The organism is Thiohalobacter sp. COW1 (genome assembly GCF_016629505.1).
Taxonomy (GTDB): Bacteria; Pseudomonadota; Gammaproteobacteria; order Thiohalobacterales; family Thiohalobacteraceae; genus Thiohalobacter; species Thiohalobacter thiocyanaticus_A.
The window spans coordinates 3,086,752-3,103,660 of sequence record NZ_AP024239.1 but is presented as its reverse complement, the minus strand read 5'-3'; the positions used below and the strand labels follow the sequence as shown (position 1 = coordinate 3,103,660).

Below are 16,909 nucleotides of genomic sequence, written 5' to 3'. Positions count from 1 at the left end.
CTCAGACTCCGAGCATCTCGAGCAGGCACTGCGCCGCTGTCTGCGCCCCACTCGGCGCCGGGGGTGACGGCAGCGGCTGATCCAGCAGCGCCTCCAGAGTGGGACCGAAATCGCCCGTCTCCGCCTGGCCGGCGTCGATCCGAGCTGTGGCACCGTGATGTCCCAGCCAATCGGCGAGATACGGCTCCTCCGGCCAGTCGGCGCGCGGGATATACAGCATGGGGGTTGAATTGACCGCGCATTCGGCGACGGTGCCGTAACCGATCTTGCCCAGCAGGGCGTCGCAGCTGGTGAGGATATCCGTGAACGGCATCTGCAGCGACTCGATGGCATGGCAATCGGGACGCTCCACCCGCCAGTCCTCCCGGACCAGCCAGTGCAGGCCAGGGGTTCGCGGCCACCGCTCCATAGGCAACCGGCCCTGCACCCCACCGAGCGCGATCAGCACCAGGCGGTCGTCGGGGGCAAGGCCCAGCCTGGCATCGATTGTCGCGCGGCGGTTCACGCCCGCGCGCGCCAATGGCCCGATGGTCCGCAGGTTAACCAGATCGGGCATGGGCATGTGCGGTTCCGGTGCCAGAAACACCCGAGCACTGTTGTAGGCCGCGAGCAGCCGTTCCCGGACCTGCCCTGCCTCGGGCCGGTCATGGAAATAGTGGGTGTGGATATCGGCCCAGTTGAGCGAGCACAGCGCCACAGCGGGCACGCCCAACCGCTGCGCGGCTGCCAATGGCAGGTAGGGCACATCGGCAAGCAGCAGGTCGGGGCGCAGCGCATCGAGAAAGCGGGTTTCAGCCTCGAGCAGCGAATCCCACAACCGCAGCTGGGAGGCGTAGGCCTCGGCGCTGGCCGGCAGATCGATCTCCAGGGCCGAACTCATCTTCAGGCCGAAGTCGGTGGCGTGGGCGTGATAGCGGAAGGGATGCGGCAGGCGGCTGCGCAGGAAGGCCTCGGGAACGTTCGTGGCGATGTGCAGTTCGACGTCCGGCCGGCGCGCACACAGGGTCTCGAGCACGACCAGCGCCTGGGCGGCGTGGCCGTAGCCGTGGGGCGTGATGGCAGTCAGCAGACGCATGGGCAAGGGATGGTTTCAGTCCTGCTCCGGCGGCACCAGTTCGTAGCGCTCCATCAGGTAGCACAGGCAGTCCTGACGCACGATGCGCTCATCCAGGGTGAACATGGAGGGCATGACCGGGCGCCGCAGCCGCAGCCGGTCATCTTCAATGTAGAAGTACTCGTCCCATACATTGCGGCCGCGCTCGTCACGCGCTTCCAGCAGTTCCCCGCCGACGCCGTTCACCCGCGCCAGCTCGGTGCCCGTGGACAGTTCACGGAAGTTCAGATGATCGATATCGGGCAGGAAGTCCAGGGCCGCACCCGGGCGACCGAACCCGAAGTCGATCCCGTCCGGCACCTTGACCGTGACCACGGTATGGAACAGATCGATGTCATGCGGGGCCACCGGATGCACCGGAATCTCCGAAAGGTGCAGCGCCGCCTCGATGAACTCCATGGCATGGTCCACGCCATGGGCCTGGCCCGGACGTCCGCATTCCACTGTCACCGACGGGCACAGGGGCGCGAAGGCCAGCGAGGCCACGCCGCGCGGACGGGTGAAGTAGACCAGGGTGCGCGAGAACAGGGTCGCCAGGTGGAAATAGCGGTGATCGATGCGGTTGACGCAGGCGTAATGCGGATTCAGGCCGGTATTGTTGTGCACGTCGATGGCCGCGAATACCCTGCGCGCCTCCATCTGCTGCACCACCTCGCGCAGCATGGCCTGCTCGGCGCATTCCGGCTGCTCGCTGCCGGGCCAGACCCGATTGTAGTCGGGCTGACCGTCCAACCGCCGACGACCCTGAGCGGCGGCAGCAACATTGCCGAAGAAGATCGACAGGCCCCGCGGCAGTTCCCGACCCTGATACATGTTCAGCAGCTTGCGCACGGCATAGAAGCCCGTGTCTTCGTTGCCGTGCAGCAGCACTGAGACGAACAGGGGCGCTTCCTGCCGCCCCGGCAGGTGCAGCAGGGTGGGACCGCCGAACAGCGCCTCCAACTCGGTGGCCTCGGCGCTCAACAAACCATCGGGTATCCGTTCGCTGATATTGAGCATGTCGGTTCAGATATCCCACTCATGCACCGGCGTATCGGTGCGCTGACGCTCCAGGCAGGCCTCGGTCAGCCCCTGCCAGTCACGACCGTGCCGGGCCACCCAGGCCCGCTGCCAGGCGGCGCCGTTGCAGCCGTTGCGCAGGCGCTGCCTGATGATCCCGGTGTAGTGCTCGATGTCATCGCCATCCAGTTCCAACCGCTCCAGCCCACGGCGTGCCAGCGGCAGCAGTTTGTCGACCAGCAGGGCCTGCATGCGTACCCGCTTCCCGTCGAACCAGGTGACCTGGGCCTCCAGGCCGTGGCGCGCGGCGGCGTAGAAATTGTCACGTGCAGTGGCAAAGGGCAGCCGCCATTCCAACACCTCGTCACGCTCGCCCAATTCGAAGATCAGGCCGTAGAAGAAAGCGGCATTGGCGATGCCGTCGGCCAGGGTCGGTCCGGCCGGGATCACCCGGTGCTCGATGCGCAGGTGCGGGGTGCCGTCGTCGTCGAAGCCGATCAGCGGCCGGTTCCAGCGCCAGATGGTCCCGTTGTGCAGGCACAGGTGCGCCAGCTGCTCCGGCGGCACATCGTATTCGATCGGCAGCAGCACCGGAAAGTGGTCGCAGTTCTCCTGGAAGGTCTCGAACAGCGAGCCGTGCACATAGCCGGTGCCGAAGCTGACCCGGTGCACCGGGCCGTGAGAGGCGGCGGCGTGGCCGCCGACCTCGACCGACTGCTCGAACACCGGGATGCGGGTCTCGTCCCACAGGTCGCGCCCGAACAGGTAGGGCGAGTTGGCGGACACGGCGACCAGCGGCGCCGACAGCATCTGCGCCAGGTTGTAGTAGCGGGCGGCACGGTCGAGATTGACCTTCAGGTGCAACTGGAAGGAGGTCGAGGCGGATTCCAGCATCACGTCCCGGTGTTCGGTGCGCAGGGTCTCGTTGCCGCGGATGTCCAGCCGCAGCGGCCGGCCCTGGCGCTGCAGCAGCACCTGTTCGTTCAGCGCCCGGTAGCGTTTCATCTCCGACATGTTGGCCATGACCAGGTGCCGGTCCTCCAGGGTGGGCAGGATGCCGGTCATCAGCAGCCGGGCGTCGAAGTCCTCGGCCACGTGGTAGCAGTGCTCCCAGGTGCGGCGCAGGTCGGCATGCAGCTTCGACAGGGCCGTGCCGGTCAACGGCTGGGGATGCACGTTGAGTTCGATATTGAAGCGGGCCAGTTCGGGCACGGCCATGGGGTCGTTGAGGGTTCGTAGATACTCGGTGTTGATGGGCGCCGGCTGCGCCTCGCGGTCGATCAGCCAGGCTTCCAGTTCCAGCCCGATCACCCGGTCGCGGGTGGAGAAGGCCCCGTCGCGGAACCACTCCGCCAGGCGCAGGGTCTCGTTGCGCACGCGCTCCCGGAAGCTGTCGAAATCGGCGCTGCTGAAATGGTACTGCTGGATCTCCTGGCCCATGTCAGTCCGGACTCCCGGCGGCGGCAATCAATGCACGGTCCAACTCGCGCAGCCTTTCCGGCGTGCCGACATCGACCCAGCGGCCGGTGAAGTGTTCGCCGCTGACCTGCCCCTGCGCGATGGCCCGGCGCAGCAGCGGCGCCAGCGGGAAGCGGCCCGGCTCGCAGCCGGTGAACAGGTCCGGATGATAGACGCCGATGCCGCTGAAGGTCAGGCGCGTCCCACCGGTCTCGCGCAGTCGGCCGTCGGGGTGGAGATGGAAATCGCCGTCGGGATGCTGGGGCGGATTGTCGACCAGCACCAGGTGCGCCAGCCCGTCGAGTCGCTGCGGCAGCCGGGCATAGTCATAGTCGGTCCAGATGTCGCCATTGATGACCAGGAACGGATCCGGTCCGAGTTTGGACAGCGCCTGCAGGATGCCGCCGCCGGTCTCCAGCGCCCCCTCGGGCTCGGCCGAATAACTGATGCGCAGCCCGTGCCGGCTGCCATTGCCCAGCGCGGCCTCGATCTGCACGCCCAGATGGGCATGATTGATCACCACCTCGCGCAGCCCCGCCCGGGCCAGCGCCTCGAGGTGATAGTCGATCAGCGCCCGGCCGGCCACCGGCAGCAGCGGCTTGGGGGTATGGTCGGTCAGCGGCCGCATGCGCTCGCCGCGGCCGGCGGCCAGGATCATGGCTTTCATGGGCTCAACTTAACCACAAAACGGACAATCGACACAAAGAAGCGATCCCGTCTGACTCAGTCCAGTCCGGGCAGCACCCGATCGCGGATGAATTCGCCCAGTGGCTGCAGTTCCGCGTAATCCGGCGCGACCTCGACGATGTAGGCCAGGGTGCGGGGGATGTCCTTGAGATAGCCGGGTTTGCGGTCACGGAGATTGAGGCGGGCGAAGATGCCGGCGGCCTTGAGATGGCGCTGCACCCCCATCCAGTCGAACCAGCGCAGGAAGTCCTGCTCGGTGGCGGTCTCCCGAGCCAGTACGCCGGAGCGGATGGCCAGTTCACGAAAACCCAGCGCCCAGGCGTTCACGCGCTCGCGCGGCCAGGCGATGTAGCAGTCGCGCAGCAGCGAGACCAGGTCATAGGTCAGCGGTCCGCGCACGGCGTCCTGGAAATCGATGATGCCGGGGTTGTGGGTGGGCAGCAGCATCAGGTTGCGGGAGTGGTAGTCCCGGTGCACGAACACCTGCGGCTGCGCCAGGGCATTGTCGATCAGGCCGGCGAAGGCCGTCTCCAGCAGGCTGCGTTCCACATCGCTCAGTTCGAGACCGAGTTGGCGCTGCAGCAGCCAGTCGGTGAACAGGCGCATCTCCCGCTCCAGCAGTTCCGTATCATAGGGGGGCAGCCCGCTGATATCGGCACCGGCCTGCATGGCCGCCAGGGCATCGAGGGCATCAGCGTACAACCCCTCGACGGTATCCGCGTCCAGGGCATCGAGATACAGGGTATGGCCCAGGTCGCTCAGCAGCACGTAACCCTGGGCCAGGTCCTGCTGCAGCACCTCGGGCACGTTGACCCCGGCTTCCTGCAGGCGGGCGGCGATATCCACGAAGGGGGCGCTGTCCTCCTTCTCCGGCGGCGCGTCCATGATGATGCGGGTGGACTCGCCGTCGGTCAGACGGAAATAGCGGCGGAAACTGGCATCGGCCGAGGCCGGCTCGATGGCGTCGAAAGGCTGGCCGATGTCGGCGAGCCATTGCTTGAGTTGTTCGAGGCGTTCGTCCAATGGGACTCCTTGTTTTCGAGCGTAGGATGGGTGGAAGCGCGGAGCGCTGTAACCCATCAACATGGCAGACGACGATGGGTTTCGGCACAAGCGCCTTCACCCATCCTGCGTTACAGGCTTTGCCGGCAGCCATCGGCCCCTCACCTTCGCCCGTACATCATCGGCGATGAGATAGAAACAGGGCACCCCGACCAGAATCAGCGCCGTGGCAAACATTAACCCGAATCCCAGGCTCACCGCCATGGGCGAGAGAAAGGCGGTCTGACCGCTGGCGAAGAAGATCAGCGGCGAGATCCCCAGGAAGGTGGTCACGCTGGTGAGCAGGATCGGCCGGATGCGCACCCGGCCGGCCTCGATCAGGGCCTGGATGCGGTCCAGCCCCTCCGCCCGGCGCCGTTTGGCGAAATCCACCAGGATCAGGGAATCGTTGACCACGATGCCGGTCAGGGCCAGAAAGCCGATCACCGACAGGAACTGCAGGTTGTAATCGAACAGGGCATGACCGAACACCACCCCGACCAGGCCGAAGGGGATGGCGAACATGACCACCAGCGGATCCAGGATGGAATTGAACAGCGCCGCCAGGATCAGAAAGATGATGAACAGCGAAATGATCAATGCCCGCCGGGCATCGGCCATGGAATCGGCCGCCTCCTTCTTCTCGCCCAGGAACAGCAGCCGGTAGTCGCCGTCGGCGCGGTCCAGTTCCGGGAAGGCCGCGCGCAGGCCGTCGGCCACCTCCAGCGAGGTGTTGATCCGGCTGTCAACCTCGGCGGTGATGGTGGCCAGGCGCTGACCGTCACGACGGTGGATGGTACTCAGGCCGCGGTCCAGCTCCAGGCTGGCCACATCGCCCAGATAGACCAGCCGGCCGTCGGTCAGCACCACCGGCAGCGCCTCCAGCTGCGCCTGCTCGCGCACCGGCTCGGTGTAGATGACCCGGGCCGGGATACGCTCTTCGCGGTGGGTGACCTGCACCACTTCCTGGCCCAGGTAGCCGGTGCGCACCGCCTGCGCCAGCTGCTCCTGGGTCACGCCCAGTTCGCGCCCGCGCGCGTTCAGCCGGTAGAGGTATTCCAGCTTGCCGGTCTCCAGGTCCTGCTGCACGTCATACACGCCGGGCTGACGGCGCAGCCAGTCCATGACACGTTCGGCCTCGACCCGCAGCCGCTCGATGTCGCGCCCCACCACCCCGACCTCGATGTCGGCCCCGGCCGGCCCGCCCTGCGGGCGCAGGATGGACATGCGCTGCAGCCCCGGCAGCTGCTGCAGGCGCTGGCGGATATCGTTGATGATGGCCTCGGTCCTGCGCTCGCGCTCGCCTTCCCAGCTGAAGCTCAGATTCACCACCGGGTTGACGAAGCGCTCGATGAAACCGCGCGGCCGGGGCTTCTTCAGGTCGATGATGAGCTGGATGTAATGGCTGCCCATTTTCGAGCGGTTGAAATCGATCAGGCTCACGCCGACGTTGGTCAGCAGGGTGTCCAACTCATGCTCGTCCAGGGTCTCGAACACGATCCGCTCCATGTCGCGCGCCAGGCGCTCGGAGTCCTCCAGGCTGTAGGTGTTGGGCGCCTCGGCGTTGACGAAGAACTGGCCGATGTCGACATTGCCGAACTGCTCATAGGGCAGGCGCGTGAGCGCATAGGCCAGCGCCAGCACCAGCGTGAGCAGCGCGAACAGGGTGACGAAGTAACGGTTGCGCAGGCTCCAGTCGAGTACGCCGAGGTAGCGTTTCAGCCAGCCCTGCCAGTCGATGCGGGTGGCCCGGGCGCCGCGCGGGCGCACCCGCAGCAGTTCGTTGGCATGCGAGGGCAACACGCCGAAGGCCTCCCACAGCGAGCCCAGCAGGGCGGCGCTGACCACCACCGGGATGACCTGGATGAAGGCGCCCATGGTGCCGCCGATGGCGAACATGGGAATGAAGGCGGCTATGGTGGTGGCGGTGGAGGCCACCACCGGCCAGAACACCTCGCGCGCGCCGGTCTCGGCCGCCTGGCGGGCGGGCAGTCCCTCCTCCATGTGACGGTAGATGTTCTCGTTGACGATGATGGCGTCGTCGACGATCAGGCCCAGGGCGATGAGGAAGGCGAACAGCGACACCATGTTGATGGTGAAGCCCAGGTAGTGAATGGCCGCCACCGCCACCAGGAATGAGACCGGGATGCCCAGCGCCGTAATGAGCGCGATGCGGAAATTGAGGAACAGATACAGCGACAGCAACAGCAGCACCAGCCCCACGGCGCCGGAGGACTTGACCGTGTCCAGGCGGTTCTTCACGTACACCGACAGATCGCTGAACAGGCCGGTGCGGATGCTGGGCGGCAGTTCGCGATCCAGCTGTGCGGCCAGGGCGCGGATGCGTTCGGACACCTCGATGGTGGAGGCATCGGCGGTCTTGGTCACGGTCAGGTTGACCGAGGGCTTGCCGTTGAAACGGCCCAGAGTGAGCGGCTCCTCCAGCCGCAGCCCGACCTCGGCCAGCATGCCCAGGGTGAGCTGGCCGCCGCTGGGGCTTGCGCGGACCACGATCTGCGCCACGTCCTGCGGCTGCGGCCGGGCGCCCTTGCCGCGCAGCAGGATGTCGCCCTCGGCGGCCTCGATCGAACCGCCCGGCAGATCGCGCAGGTTCTCGCGCACCGCCCGCACCAGGTCGGGGACCGCCACCCGGTAGGCGGCCAGCACATGCGGGTCGATCTCGATCCACAATTCCCATTCGCGGTCGCCGGCCACGCCCACCGCCGCCACACCCGGCACGTTGAGCATGCGCCGCTTGACGTCCTCGGCCGTGTCGTAGAGATAGCCGCGCGCCACCTCGCCGTACAGGCTCATGCTGATGACCGGAAACCGCGTCTCCAGCCGGCGCAGTTCCGGCTCCTCGGCCTCTTCGGGCAGATCGTCGATCTGGTCCAGCGCGGTCTGGGCGTCGCGCATGAACTGGTCCACGTCGGCGGTGGGCTTGAGTTCGATGGTGACGTTGGACAGGCCCTCGTTGCTGGTCGAGGTCAGGGTCTCGATGTCGGACATGCCGTCGAAGGCGTCCTCGATGGGCAGAGTCACCTGCTGCTCGACCTCCTCGGGCGAGGCACCCTCGAACACGGTGTCGATGCGCACCATGTCCTTCTCCACCACCGGGAACATCTCCTGCGGCATGGCCTGCCAGGAGGTCACGCCGATGATCACCACCACCGCCAGCAGCAGGTTGATGATCAGGGGATGGTCGATGGCATAACGAATCATGGAAGGCTGCAGCTAGTCGCCGACGATCTCGACCGGCTGGCCGTCGCTCAGTGCGGCCACGTCACGGGCCACGATGACCTGCCCCGCCGCCGGCCCGGTGCGGACGATATAGCGTGAATCCAGACGCAGCCCCAGTTCGACCGGCAGCCGTTCCAGCCGGCCGTCGGTCACCCGGAACACATAGCTGCGGCCCTCGTCGCGCAGCACCGCGGTCACCGGAATCAGCCGGGCGGCCTCGCGCCGGCGCAGGGGAAACGCCGCCATGGCCAGCTCACCCGGACTGGCCTGCGCCCCGTCAAGGCGTACCCGCACGGCGTGGGTGAAGGTGGTCTCGTCCGGCTCGGCCTGCAGGGCCAGGATGCGCCCCTCCAGCATCCGGCCGTCGACCTCGACGGTCACCGCCTGCCCCGGGGCCAGGGCGCGCGCCACCTCGCCGCGCAACTCGGCATAGAAATCCAGCGCCGTCGGATCGACCAGCGTCACCGCCTCGCCCCCGGGGGTGACATAGTCGCCCGTCTCCAGCGCGACCGCATTGACCACACCGGCGAAGGGCGCCTTCAGCACGCTGCGCGCCAGGTCGCGTTCGGCCCGTTCCAGCGCGGTCCGGCGCAGCGCCAGGCGCGCCTCGGCGGTGTCCACGCCGGCCTGCAGCCGGGCCAGTTCAGCCTCCAGCTGCAGCAGCTGCCCGCGGGCCGCGTCGAGCTGGCTGGCCGAGCCGAGTTCGCGCGCGCTGAGCGATTCCAGCCGCCGCACCTCGTCCCGCTGCAACGCCACATTGTCCCGCGCCAGTACCAGCAGCCGCCGGTCGCGCTCGATCTGGGTCTGTTCCTGGCTGAACCCGGCCCGGGCCTCGGTCACGGCGGCACGCAGATCGGCGGCGTCCAGTTCCAGCAGCGGCTGGCCGGCGCCGACCTGCATCCCCGGCTCCACCCGGCGCCGCTCCACCTGGCCGCCGACCTCGAACCGCAGCCGGCTCTGGCGCGCGGCCTGCAGCCGGCCGCTGACCCGCTCCAGCGGCGTGACGTCCTCCTGCGCCACGGTCGCGACCCGTACCCGCAGCGGCGGCGGCTCGCCCGCAGCCGGCGGCGGGGCCGGCCGGGTCAGCACCAGGGCGACGGCAATCGCGACCAGGGCCAGCAGCGACAGGGATTTGTACGGGAACCTGGATCGAATCACGGGGCGGGGTTTTACGGTGTCGGAAGCGGCGGGATTTGAAGGAAAACCCATTCTATGCGATTTTACGGGGCGCCCGCCAGGAGCCTTTGCAAACATAAATATACAGCCGACCGTGAGCCGATCCCCTGTTTTGACCCTGCTGACCCGCGCGGCCTGCAGCACCGCCGTGCTGGCTGCCAGCCTGTCCCCGGCCCAGGCCGCCACACCCTGGCAGTGCCGACCGGCCGCCGCTGGCGACGGCTGGGACTGCCGACCGGCCGCGGCGGCGACCGCCACCGCACCGGCCGTGCCGGCCACGGGCGGCACCACACCGCCGCCGACAGCGGCCGCGCCCGCTGCGGTTGCCCCGAGCTCGCCGCCAACCGGCCGCGCACCTGCCGCGGCCCCTGCAGCCACGCCGCCGGCCGCCGACCCCACCTGGCGGCTGTGCCGGCCCGCCGCCGCACCGTCGGCACCGCTGCCGGCACCGGACCGGCGTCAGACCTACCTCGAAGGCGATCAGGCCGAGATCCGTCAGCAGCAGATCTATGTCCTGACCGGCAGCGCCCTGGTCGAACGCGACGGCGAGCGCATCCTGGCCGATCGCCTGACCTATGACGACGCCGCTTCCCGGGTCGAGGCCGAAGGTAACCTGCGCATCGAGCAGCCCGACATCCTGACCCAGGGCCAATGGGGCCATCTCAACCTGGCCGACGACACCGGCGAGATCCACCAGGTGATCTACCAGGTCCCGCAACGCCACGGCCGCGGCCAGGCCGAGGTCGTGTACCAGGACTCCGACATCCTCAAGCGCCTGGAAGGGGCCACCTACACCACCTGCGATCCCGGCCGCGACGACTGGCACATCCAGGCCCGCGAGGTCTATCTGCACACCGACAAGGGTGAGGGCCGGGCCTGGCACGCCACCCTGCGCGTCAAGGACGTCCCCATCCTGTACACGCCCTACCTGAGCTTTCCGCTGGACGACCGGCGCAAGTCCGGGTTTCTGGTGCCCAGCCTGGGCGCTTCGGAAGAGACGGGGGCCGACATTTCCATCCCCTATTACTGGAACATCGCACCGAACCATGACGCCACCATCACGCCGCGTCTGATGAGCAAGCGCGGCGTACAGCTGATCGGTGAGTACCGCTTCCTGCAGCCAAGCCACTCAGGCCAGCTGGATCTGGAGGGGCTGCCCGCGGATCAGGAATTCGACGACGATCGCTACCTGCTCGGCTTCGAGCACGAGGCCCGGATCAGCCCGCATCTGAGCACCCAGATCGATTTTCTCGACATCTCCGACCGCCATTACTTCGAAGACCTGGGCAGCAATCTGGACGACACCAGCCGTACCTATATCCGCCGCTATGCCCAGGCCCGCTATCAGGGCCGGGGCTGGAATCTCACCGGCCGCGTCGACGACTATGTGGTCGCCGACCCCAGCATCACCACCGAACCGCTGCAGCGCCTGCCCCAGCTGCTGTTCAGCGCCCACCCGGCCCCGGGCTGGAATCCCTGGGGGCTGGACCTGCGCCTCAACAGCGAACTGGTACGTTTCGAGCACGACACCCGCGTCACCGGCACCCGCGGGCACCTGGAACCGGTACTGGAACTGCCCTGGCTGCGCAACGCCTATCACATCACGCCCGGCGCGGGTCTGTTCCACACCCGTTACCAGCTGGACAACACCGCCGCAGGCGCCCCCGAGGAACCCGACCTGACCGTCCCCTACGGCTTCCTGGACGCCACCCTGTTCCTGGAACGCGACCTGCGGCTGGGCGGCGACACCTACCTGCATACACTGGAGCCGCGGCTGTTCTATCTCTACGCACCGCACGAGGACCAGGACGACATCCCGCGCTTCGACACCGGCCTGTCCGACTTCCGCTTCTCGCAGCTGTTCGCGGTCAACCGCTTCAGCGGCCGCGACCGCTTCGGCGACGCCAACCAGCTGGCCGCCGCGATCACCTCGCGCATCCTGGACCCGCGCACCGGCTATGAGCGGCTGCGCTTCGGCATCGGTCAGCTGTACTACTTCCGCGACCGCGATGTGACCCTCAACCCGGGACAGGCACCCGAGACGCGTGACAGTTCCAACATCGTCGCCGACCTGAACCTGAACATCACCCGGGCGCTCAGCTTCAACGCCGGCATCCAGTACGACCCCGAGGCCGAGCGGGTCGACCGCCAGAGCTACCGTCTGCAATACCGACCGGATGCGCGCCATATCCTCAATCTCTCGCACCGCTTCCGCGACGGCACCCTGGAGCAGGTCGACATCAACGGCTTCTGGTACCTGACCGAGCGCTGGCACGCCGTGGGCCGCTGGTACTACTCGCTGGAGGACGACCAGCTGCTCGAGGCCCTGGCCGGGGTGGAATACGAAAGCTGCTGCTGGATCGCCCGGCTGGCGGTGCGCGACTTCATCAACTCGGTCACCAGCGGCACCGCCGGCAGTTCCGGCGAGCGCAACCTCGCGATCATGCTGCAGTTCGAGTTCAAGGGCCTGACCAGCCTGGGGCTGCCGGTCCAGGAACTGATCGAGGAGAGTGTGCTCGGCTACCGCCCCTGAGCTATCCGACCCCGGCACATCTGATATCATGGACGCCATGCATACGAGACTCCTGCCGATATTCATGTTCCTGGGCCTGCTGCTCGGCCTGTCCGCGCCGGCCGCCGCCCAGCCCATCAACCGCATCGTGGCCGTGGTCAACGACGACGTCATCCTCGCCAGCGAACTGGAGGACAAGGTGCAGCTGGTGCGTTCGCAGCTGGCGCAGCAGAACACCCAGGCGCCCGACCCGGCCCAGCTGGAACGCCAGGTGCTGGAGCGACTGATCATGGAGCGGCTCCAGCTGCAGGTGGCCGAACGCAACAACATCGAGGTCGATGACGAGACCCTCAACGCCAACCTGCGCAATATCGCGGCCCAGAACGGCGTCACCCTCACCGAGTTCCGCCAGACCCTGGAACGCGAGGGCATGGACTACGCCGCCTTCCGCGAGGAACTGCGCAGCCAGATCATGATCAACCGCCTGCGCCAGCAGACGGTCATCAACCGCATCGACATCAGTGACCAGGAGGTCGACAACCTGCTGGCCAGCCAGACCGCCTGGAGCGATCAGACCCGCGACTATCACCTGGGCCATATCCTCATCGCCACGCCCGAGGCCGCCTCTCCCGAACAGATCCAGGCCGCCGAGCGCAAGGCCACCGGGGTGCTGGATCGACTGCGCGGCGGCGCCGATTTCAGCGAGACTGCCGTGGCCGTCTCCGAGAGCGAGACCGCTCTCGAGGGCGGCGACCTCGGCTGGCGCAAGGCTGCCCAGCTGCCCAGCCTGTTCGCCGACGTCGTACGCGACATGCAACCGGGCGAGATCAGCGATCTGATCCGCAGCCCCAGCGGCTTTCACATCATCAAGCTGATCGACGTGCGCGGCGAAGAGCGCCACGTCATCACCCAGAGCCGGGTGCGCCATATCCTGCTCCAGCCGGACGAGATGACCAGCGAGGCCGATGTCCGGCTGCGCATCGAGCAGCTGCGCGGCCGGCTGGAAACCGGGGCCGATTTCGCCGAACTGGCGCGCTCGCATTCCACCGACAAGGTCTCGGCCTCCAACGGCGGCGACCTGGGCTGGGTCAACCCGGGCGACATGGTGCCCGAGTTCGAACAGGCCATGAACAAACTCGCCCCGGGCGAGATCAGCGAGCCGGTCCAGAGTCGCTTCGGCTGGCACCTGATCCAGGTCCTGGAGCGGCGCGAGCGCGACAGCACGGAAGACTACCAGCGCGCCCGCGCCCGGGAGATGATCCGCCAGCGCAAGACCGACGAGGAGATGGAACTCTGGTTGCGGCGGCTGCGCGACGAATCCTACATCGAGTACCGGCTGGAGCCACCCTCCGGGGCATGACCGCACCCGCCCATCTGGCCCTGACCCCCGGCGAACCCGCCGGCATCGGTCCCGATCTGTGCCTGGCCCTGGCCGCCGCCGAACTGCCCTGCGCCCTGACGGTGGTCGCCGACCCCGACCTGCTGGCGCAGCGGGCGGACGAACTCGGGCTGGCGGTCGAACTCGATACGCACCCGGCCACCGAAACCCACCGCCAGGGACGGCTGAACGTACTGCCGATCTCGCTGGCCCGCCCCTGCCGCAGCGGCCAGCTGGACCCGGCCAACGCCCCCTATGTCCTGCACACCCTGGATGCCGCCATCGATGGCTGCATCGACGGGCGTTTCGACGCCCTGGTCACCGCGCCGCTGCACAAGGGCGTGATCAACGAGGCCGGCATCGCCTTCACCGGCCACACCGAGTACCTGGCCGAGCGCACCGGCACGGCGAACGTGGTGATGATGCTGGCCACCGAGGGCCTGCGCGTGGCCCTGGCCACCACCCACCTGGCCGTGAGCGACATCCCGCGCCACATCACCCGCAGCAGTCTGCGGCAGGTGCTGCGCATCCTCGAGCGCGACCTGCAACGCTGGTTCGGCCTGGCGCGGCCCCGCATCCTGGTCGCCGGCCTCAACCCGCACGCCGGGGAAGGCGGCCATCTCGGCCGCGAGGAGATCGAGATCATCGCCCCGGTACTGGAGGAACTGCGTGAGCAGGAGCACATGCAGCTCATCGGTCCGCTGCCCGCCGACACCCTGTTCACGCCCAGGTACCTGGACGAGGCCGACGCGGTGCTGGCGATGTATCACGACCAGGGCCTGCCGGTGCTGAAATACAAGGGCTTCGGCCGGGCCGTGAATATCACCCTGGGCCTGCCCTTTGCCCGCACCTCGGTCGATCACGGCACCGCGCTGGAACTGGCCGGCAGCGGCCGGGCCAGCGACGCCAGCCTGCGCCTGGCCATCGAGACCGCCCTGGACATGGTGCGTCAGGGATGACTGCGCCCCACCGGCCGCGCAAGTTACGTAGGTCGGGTTAGCGCAGCGTAACCCGACGCGGGCTCCGCGCGCGGTGTCGGATTACGCCTTTCAGGCTGATCCGACCTACGGCAGCCGCGGTATCATGAAGGCGTAGGAGTAAAACAAATTGACGTCCGCCCATCGGCCGCGCAAGCGCTTCGGCCAGAACTTTCTCCATGACCGCGGCAGCATCGAACGCATCCTCGCCGCCATCGACCCGCGGCCGGGCCAGGCGCTGGTGGAGATCGGCCCCGGACAGGGGGCGCTGACCTGGCTGCTGCTGGAACGCCTCGGCCGGCTGGAGGTGATCGAACTGGACCGCGACCTGTGCGCGCGGCTGGACAGCGAACGCCATGCCCACGCCGGCGAGCTGATCATCCACAGCGCCGATGCCCTGAAGACCGACTTCTGCCGGCTCGGGCCGCCGCCGCTGCGGGTGGTGGGCAATCTGCCCTACAACATCTCCACCCCGCTGCTGTTCCATCTGCTGGGCCAGGCCGGCTGCATCCGCGACATGCATTTTCTGCTGCAGAAGGAAGTGGTCGAGCGCATGGCCGCCGCGCCCGGCGGGAAGGACTACGGCCGGCTGTCGGTGATGCTGCAGATGCTGTGCGAGGTCGAGCCGCTGTTCACCGTGGGGCCGGGCGCCTTCCGTCCGCCGCCGAAGGTGGACTCGGCCTTCGTACGCCTGACCCCGCTGCCCACTCCGCGTTATGCCATCGATCCGGAGCGGTTCGCCGGGCGGGTGCGACTGGCCTTCGCCCAGCGCCGCAAGACTCTGCGCAACAATCTGAAGGGCGTGATCGATGCCGCGCAACTCGAGGCCGCCGGCATCGACCCCGGCCGCCGCGCCGAGACCCTGACCCTGGAGGAGTTCGCCCGCCTGAGCATGCTGCCATCGTTACAGGACGGATGATTTCAACGCAGAGGCTTTCAAAGCCAGCATGGTAGGTCGGGTTAGCGCAGCGTAACCCGACATGCGGAAGCCAGTGTCGGGTTACGCCCTATCGGGCTAACCCGACCTACATCTTATGGAACCGCAGGCTTTCCCCGCCCGGGGTCAGCCGATATACTCGAGACAGGCAGGCAACGGAGGGAGGGCTCCGGCATGGCCAGGCGCAGGAAAAAGCCCACCGATATACTCGTGATGCTGATCGGCTTCGGACTGATCGTCGCCATCTTCGTGTTCGTCATCCTGTTCGCGCCGAGCGATCCGTTCGGGGACAGTCAGTTCATCGAGGATGTCGGTGACGCCAACCGTCCACTCTGACCCCCCTCAACATGGAGCCTGTCTGATGTCCGAATATTCACATGTGCTGGTCGCGGTCGATTTCATGCCGGACTTCGAGCAGGTCACCCGCCGCGCCATGCAGGTCGCCGCCCACGGCCAGGCCCGCCTGTCGCTGGTGCACGTGGTGGAATTCCTGCACCTGGACCTGGCCAGCGAACTGGTACTGCCGGAGGACGTGACCCTGGAGACCCAGGTGATCGAAACCGCGCGCAACAAGCTCGCGGAAATGGCCGCCTCGATGGACTGGCCGGGGGAGATCAAACACCATCTGGAGACCGGCTCGACCAAGCACGAGATCCTGCGCGTGGCCGAGGAACAGAAGGCGGATCTGATCGTGATCGGCAGCCATGGCCGCCACGGCCTGGGCCGCCTGCTGGGATCGACCGCCAACGGGGTGCTCCAGGGCGCGCCCTGCGACGTCCTGGCGGTGCGGATCCGGCCGGCCTGAGCCTTAGCGCCGGAGCGTGGGGCTGTAGCCGTAGACGGTCGGGTGATCGGCCGCGGCCGAGGTGACGGCAGCCGGCGCCGGATCCGTGCCCACGGCCAGGGTGCCGGTGGTCACGACCACGCCCAGCCCGACGAACACGGCCAGCAGGACCAGCGGATCGGGTTTTCGATAATGGTGTCGCATATCCCTCGCTCTCTGGCAGGCATGATTGCCCGCCCCTCTTGTTATGCAAGGATCGGTCCGATGGCACCGAAACTTGAGGAATTGCGACGCAATTCTAGACCGGTGGGCGCTGCCTGCCGTGACGGGGGTCACATTCTCCCCGTCGCGTAGCCTCCGGATGCGGCTCAGCCGCGGTATTTCGGATCGACCCAGCAGCGCGGCAACGCCTCGCCGGAGGGGAATACCAGGCCGGTCTTGGGATAGCTGGCCGGGTCCTGCATTTCCTCGCCGGCATGCATGCGTCCGGTCACCTCGTCCCGACAGGGGTCGAACAGGGCCCCCGTGTCCAGGATCTCGATCAGGTCACCATTGATTTTGTCTTTGAGGTACATGCCGTCTCCTTTGCACTGTCTGTCACCCACA

15 protein-coding genes are annotated in these 16,909 nt (G+C 67.5%); 6 read left to right on the top strand and 9 right to left on the bottom strand.

What is annotated here, in order from left to right:
• Position 1: 1 nt before the first annotated feature.
• The 7 genes from COW1_RS14710 to COW1_RS14680 form a co-directional block, all read right to left on the bottom strand.
• Positions 2–1,075: a hypothetical protein gene (locus COW1_RS14710; protein WP_201344608.1), complete on the bottom strand. Its 1,074-nt coding sequence runs from the start codon at positions 1,073–1,075 to the stop codon at positions 2–4.
• Positions 1,076–1,090: 15 nt separating this feature from the next.
• A complete protein-coding gene (locus COW1_RS14705) occupies positions 1,091–2,113 on the bottom strand; it encodes a M14 family metallopeptidase (protein ID WP_201344607.1) in 1,023 nt (340 codons plus the stop codon).
• A gap of 6 nt (positions 2,114–2,119) precedes the next feature.
• Positions 2,120–3,553 (bottom strand): glutamate-cysteine ligase family protein, encoded by a 1,434-nt coding sequence (locus tag COW1_RS14700; RefSeq protein ID WP_201344606.1) that lies wholly within the window; start codon positions 3,551–3,553, stop codon positions 2,120–2,122.
• Between the two features lies 1 nt (position 3,554).
• Positions 3,555–4,238 carry an N-acetylmuramate alpha-1-phosphate uridylyltransferase MurU gene (gene murU / locus COW1_RS14695; protein ID WP_201344605.1) on the bottom strand — a complete coding sequence of 228 codons (684 nt, stop codon included), beginning with the start codon at positions 4,236–4,238 and terminating at the stop codon, positions 3,555–3,557.
• 56 nt (positions 4,239–4,294) lie between these two features.
• Positions 4,295–5,281: an aminoglycoside phosphotransferase family protein gene (locus COW1_RS14690; RefSeq protein ID WP_242466445.1), complete on the bottom strand. Its 987-nt coding sequence runs from the start codon at positions 5,279–5,281 to the stop codon at positions 4,295–4,297.
• Between the two features lie 96 nt (positions 5,282–5,377).
• Entirely contained in the window at positions 5,378–8,521 is a 3,144-nt protein-coding gene (locus COW1_RS14685; protein ID WP_201344603.1) for an efflux RND transporter permease subunit, read from the bottom strand.
• A gap of 12 nt (positions 8,522–8,533) precedes the next feature.
• Positions 8,534–9,697, bottom strand: a complete 1,164-nt coding sequence (locus COW1_RS14680) for an efflux RND transporter periplasmic adaptor subunit (RefSeq protein ID WP_201344602.1) — start codon at positions 9,695–9,697, stop codon at positions 8,534–8,536.
• Positions 9,698–9,809: 112 nt separating this feature from the next.
• Between COW1_RS14680 and COW1_RS14675 the strand changes: the two genes are divergently transcribed.
• The 6 genes from COW1_RS14675 (at position 9,810) to COW1_RS14650 (ending at position 16,324) form a co-directional block, all read left to right on the top strand.
• The gene (locus COW1_RS14675) at positions 9,810–12,248 is read left to right on the top strand and encodes an LPS-assembly protein LptD (RefSeq protein ID WP_201344601.1); all 2,439 of its coding nucleotides are present in this window, start codon (positions 9,810–9,812) and stop codon (positions 12,246–12,248) included.
• Between the two features lie 64 nt (positions 12,249–12,312).
• Positions 12,313–13,587: a peptidylprolyl isomerase gene (locus tag COW1_RS14670; protein WP_096367634.1), complete on the top strand. Its 1,275-nt coding sequence runs from the start codon at positions 12,313–12,315 to the stop codon at positions 13,585–13,587.
• Entirely contained in the window at positions 13,584–14,564 is a 981-nt protein-coding gene (gene pdxA / locus COW1_RS14665) for a 4-hydroxythreonine-4-phosphate dehydrogenase PdxA (RefSeq protein ID WP_201344600.1), read from the top strand. Before COW1_RS14670 ends, pdxA begins: the two co-directional genes overlap by 4 nt.
• Before the next feature lie 148 nt (positions 14,565–14,712).
• A complete protein-coding gene (rsmA, locus tag COW1_RS14660; RefSeq protein WP_201344599.1) occupies positions 14,713–15,501 on the top strand; it encodes a 16S rRNA (adenine(1518)-N(6)/adenine(1519)-N(6))-dimethyltransferase RsmA in 789 nt (262 codons plus the stop codon).
• A gap of 192 nt (positions 15,502–15,693) precedes the next feature.
• A complete protein-coding gene (locus COW1_RS14655; protein ID WP_157745710.1) occupies positions 15,694–15,855 on the top strand; it encodes a hypothetical protein in 162 nt (53 codons plus the stop codon).
• Positions 15,856–15,880: 25 nt separating this feature from the next.
• The gene (locus tag COW1_RS14650; RefSeq protein ID WP_096367243.1) at positions 15,881–16,324 is read left to right on the top strand and encodes a universal stress protein; all 444 of its coding nucleotides are present in this window, start codon (positions 15,881–15,883) and stop codon (positions 16,322–16,324) included.
• Positions 16,325–16,327: 3 nt separating this feature from the next.
• Here COW1_RS14650 and COW1_RS14645 read toward each other — a convergent pair whose 3' ends face one another.
• Both COW1_RS14645 and COW1_RS14640 read right to left on the bottom strand, forming a co-directional pair.
• On the bottom strand, positions 16,328–16,507 hold the full coding sequence (locus COW1_RS14645; protein WP_096367244.1) for a hypothetical protein: 180 nt from the start codon (positions 16,505–16,507) through the stop codon (positions 16,328–16,330).
• A gap of 164 nt (positions 16,508–16,671) precedes the next feature.
• On the bottom strand, positions 16,672–16,878 hold the full coding sequence (locus COW1_RS14640) for an acetyltransferase (RefSeq protein WP_096367245.1): 207 nt from the start codon (positions 16,876–16,878) through the stop codon (positions 16,672–16,674).
• Positions 16,879–16,909: the final 31 nt, after the last annotated feature.

Excerpts from the sequence above, each read along its gene's own strand:
- COW1_RS14650 (WP_096367243.1), top strand. The coding sequence starts at position 15,881 with ATGTCCGAATATTCACATGTGCTGGTCGCGGTCGATTTCATGCCGGAC.
- COW1_RS14670 (WP_096367634.1), top strand. The coding sequence starts at position 12,313 with ATGTTCCTGGGCCTGCTGCTCGGCCTGTCCGCGCCGGCCGCCGCCCAG.
- pdxA (WP_201344600.1), top strand. The coding sequence starts at position 13,584 with ATGACCGCACCCGCCCATCTGGCCCTGACCCCCGGCGAACCCGCCGGC.
- COW1_RS14700 (WP_201344606.1), bottom strand. The coding sequence starts at position 3,553 with ATGGGCCAGGAGATCCAGCAGTACCATTTCAGCAGCGCCGATTTCGAC.
- COW1_RS14640 (WP_096367245.1), bottom strand. The coding sequence starts at position 16,878 with ATGTACCTCAAAGACAAAATCAATGGTGACCTGATCGAGATCCTGGAC.
- COW1_RS14685 (WP_201344603.1), bottom strand. The coding sequence starts at position 8,521 with ATGATTCGTTATGCCATCGACCATCCCCTGATCATCAACCTGCTGCTG.
- COW1_RS14655 (WP_157745710.1), top strand. The coding sequence starts at position 15,694 with ATGGCCAGGCGCAGGAAAAAGCCCACCGATATACTCGTGATGCTGATC.
- COW1_RS14705 (WP_201344607.1), bottom strand. The coding sequence starts at position 2,113 with ATGCTCAATATCAGCGAACGGATACCCGATGGTTTGTTGAGCGCCGAG.
- COW1_RS14645 (WP_096367244.1), bottom strand. The coding sequence starts at position 16,507 with ATGCGACACCATTATCGAAAACCCGATCCGCTGGTCCTGCTGGCCGTG.
- COW1_RS14710 (WP_201344608.1), bottom strand. The coding sequence starts at position 1,075 with ATGCGTCTGCTGACTGCCATCACGCCCCACGGCTACGGCCACGCCGCC.
- murU (WP_201344605.1), bottom strand. The coding sequence starts at position 4,238 with ATGAAAGCCATGATCCTGGCCGCCGGCCGCGGCGAGCGCATGCGGCCG.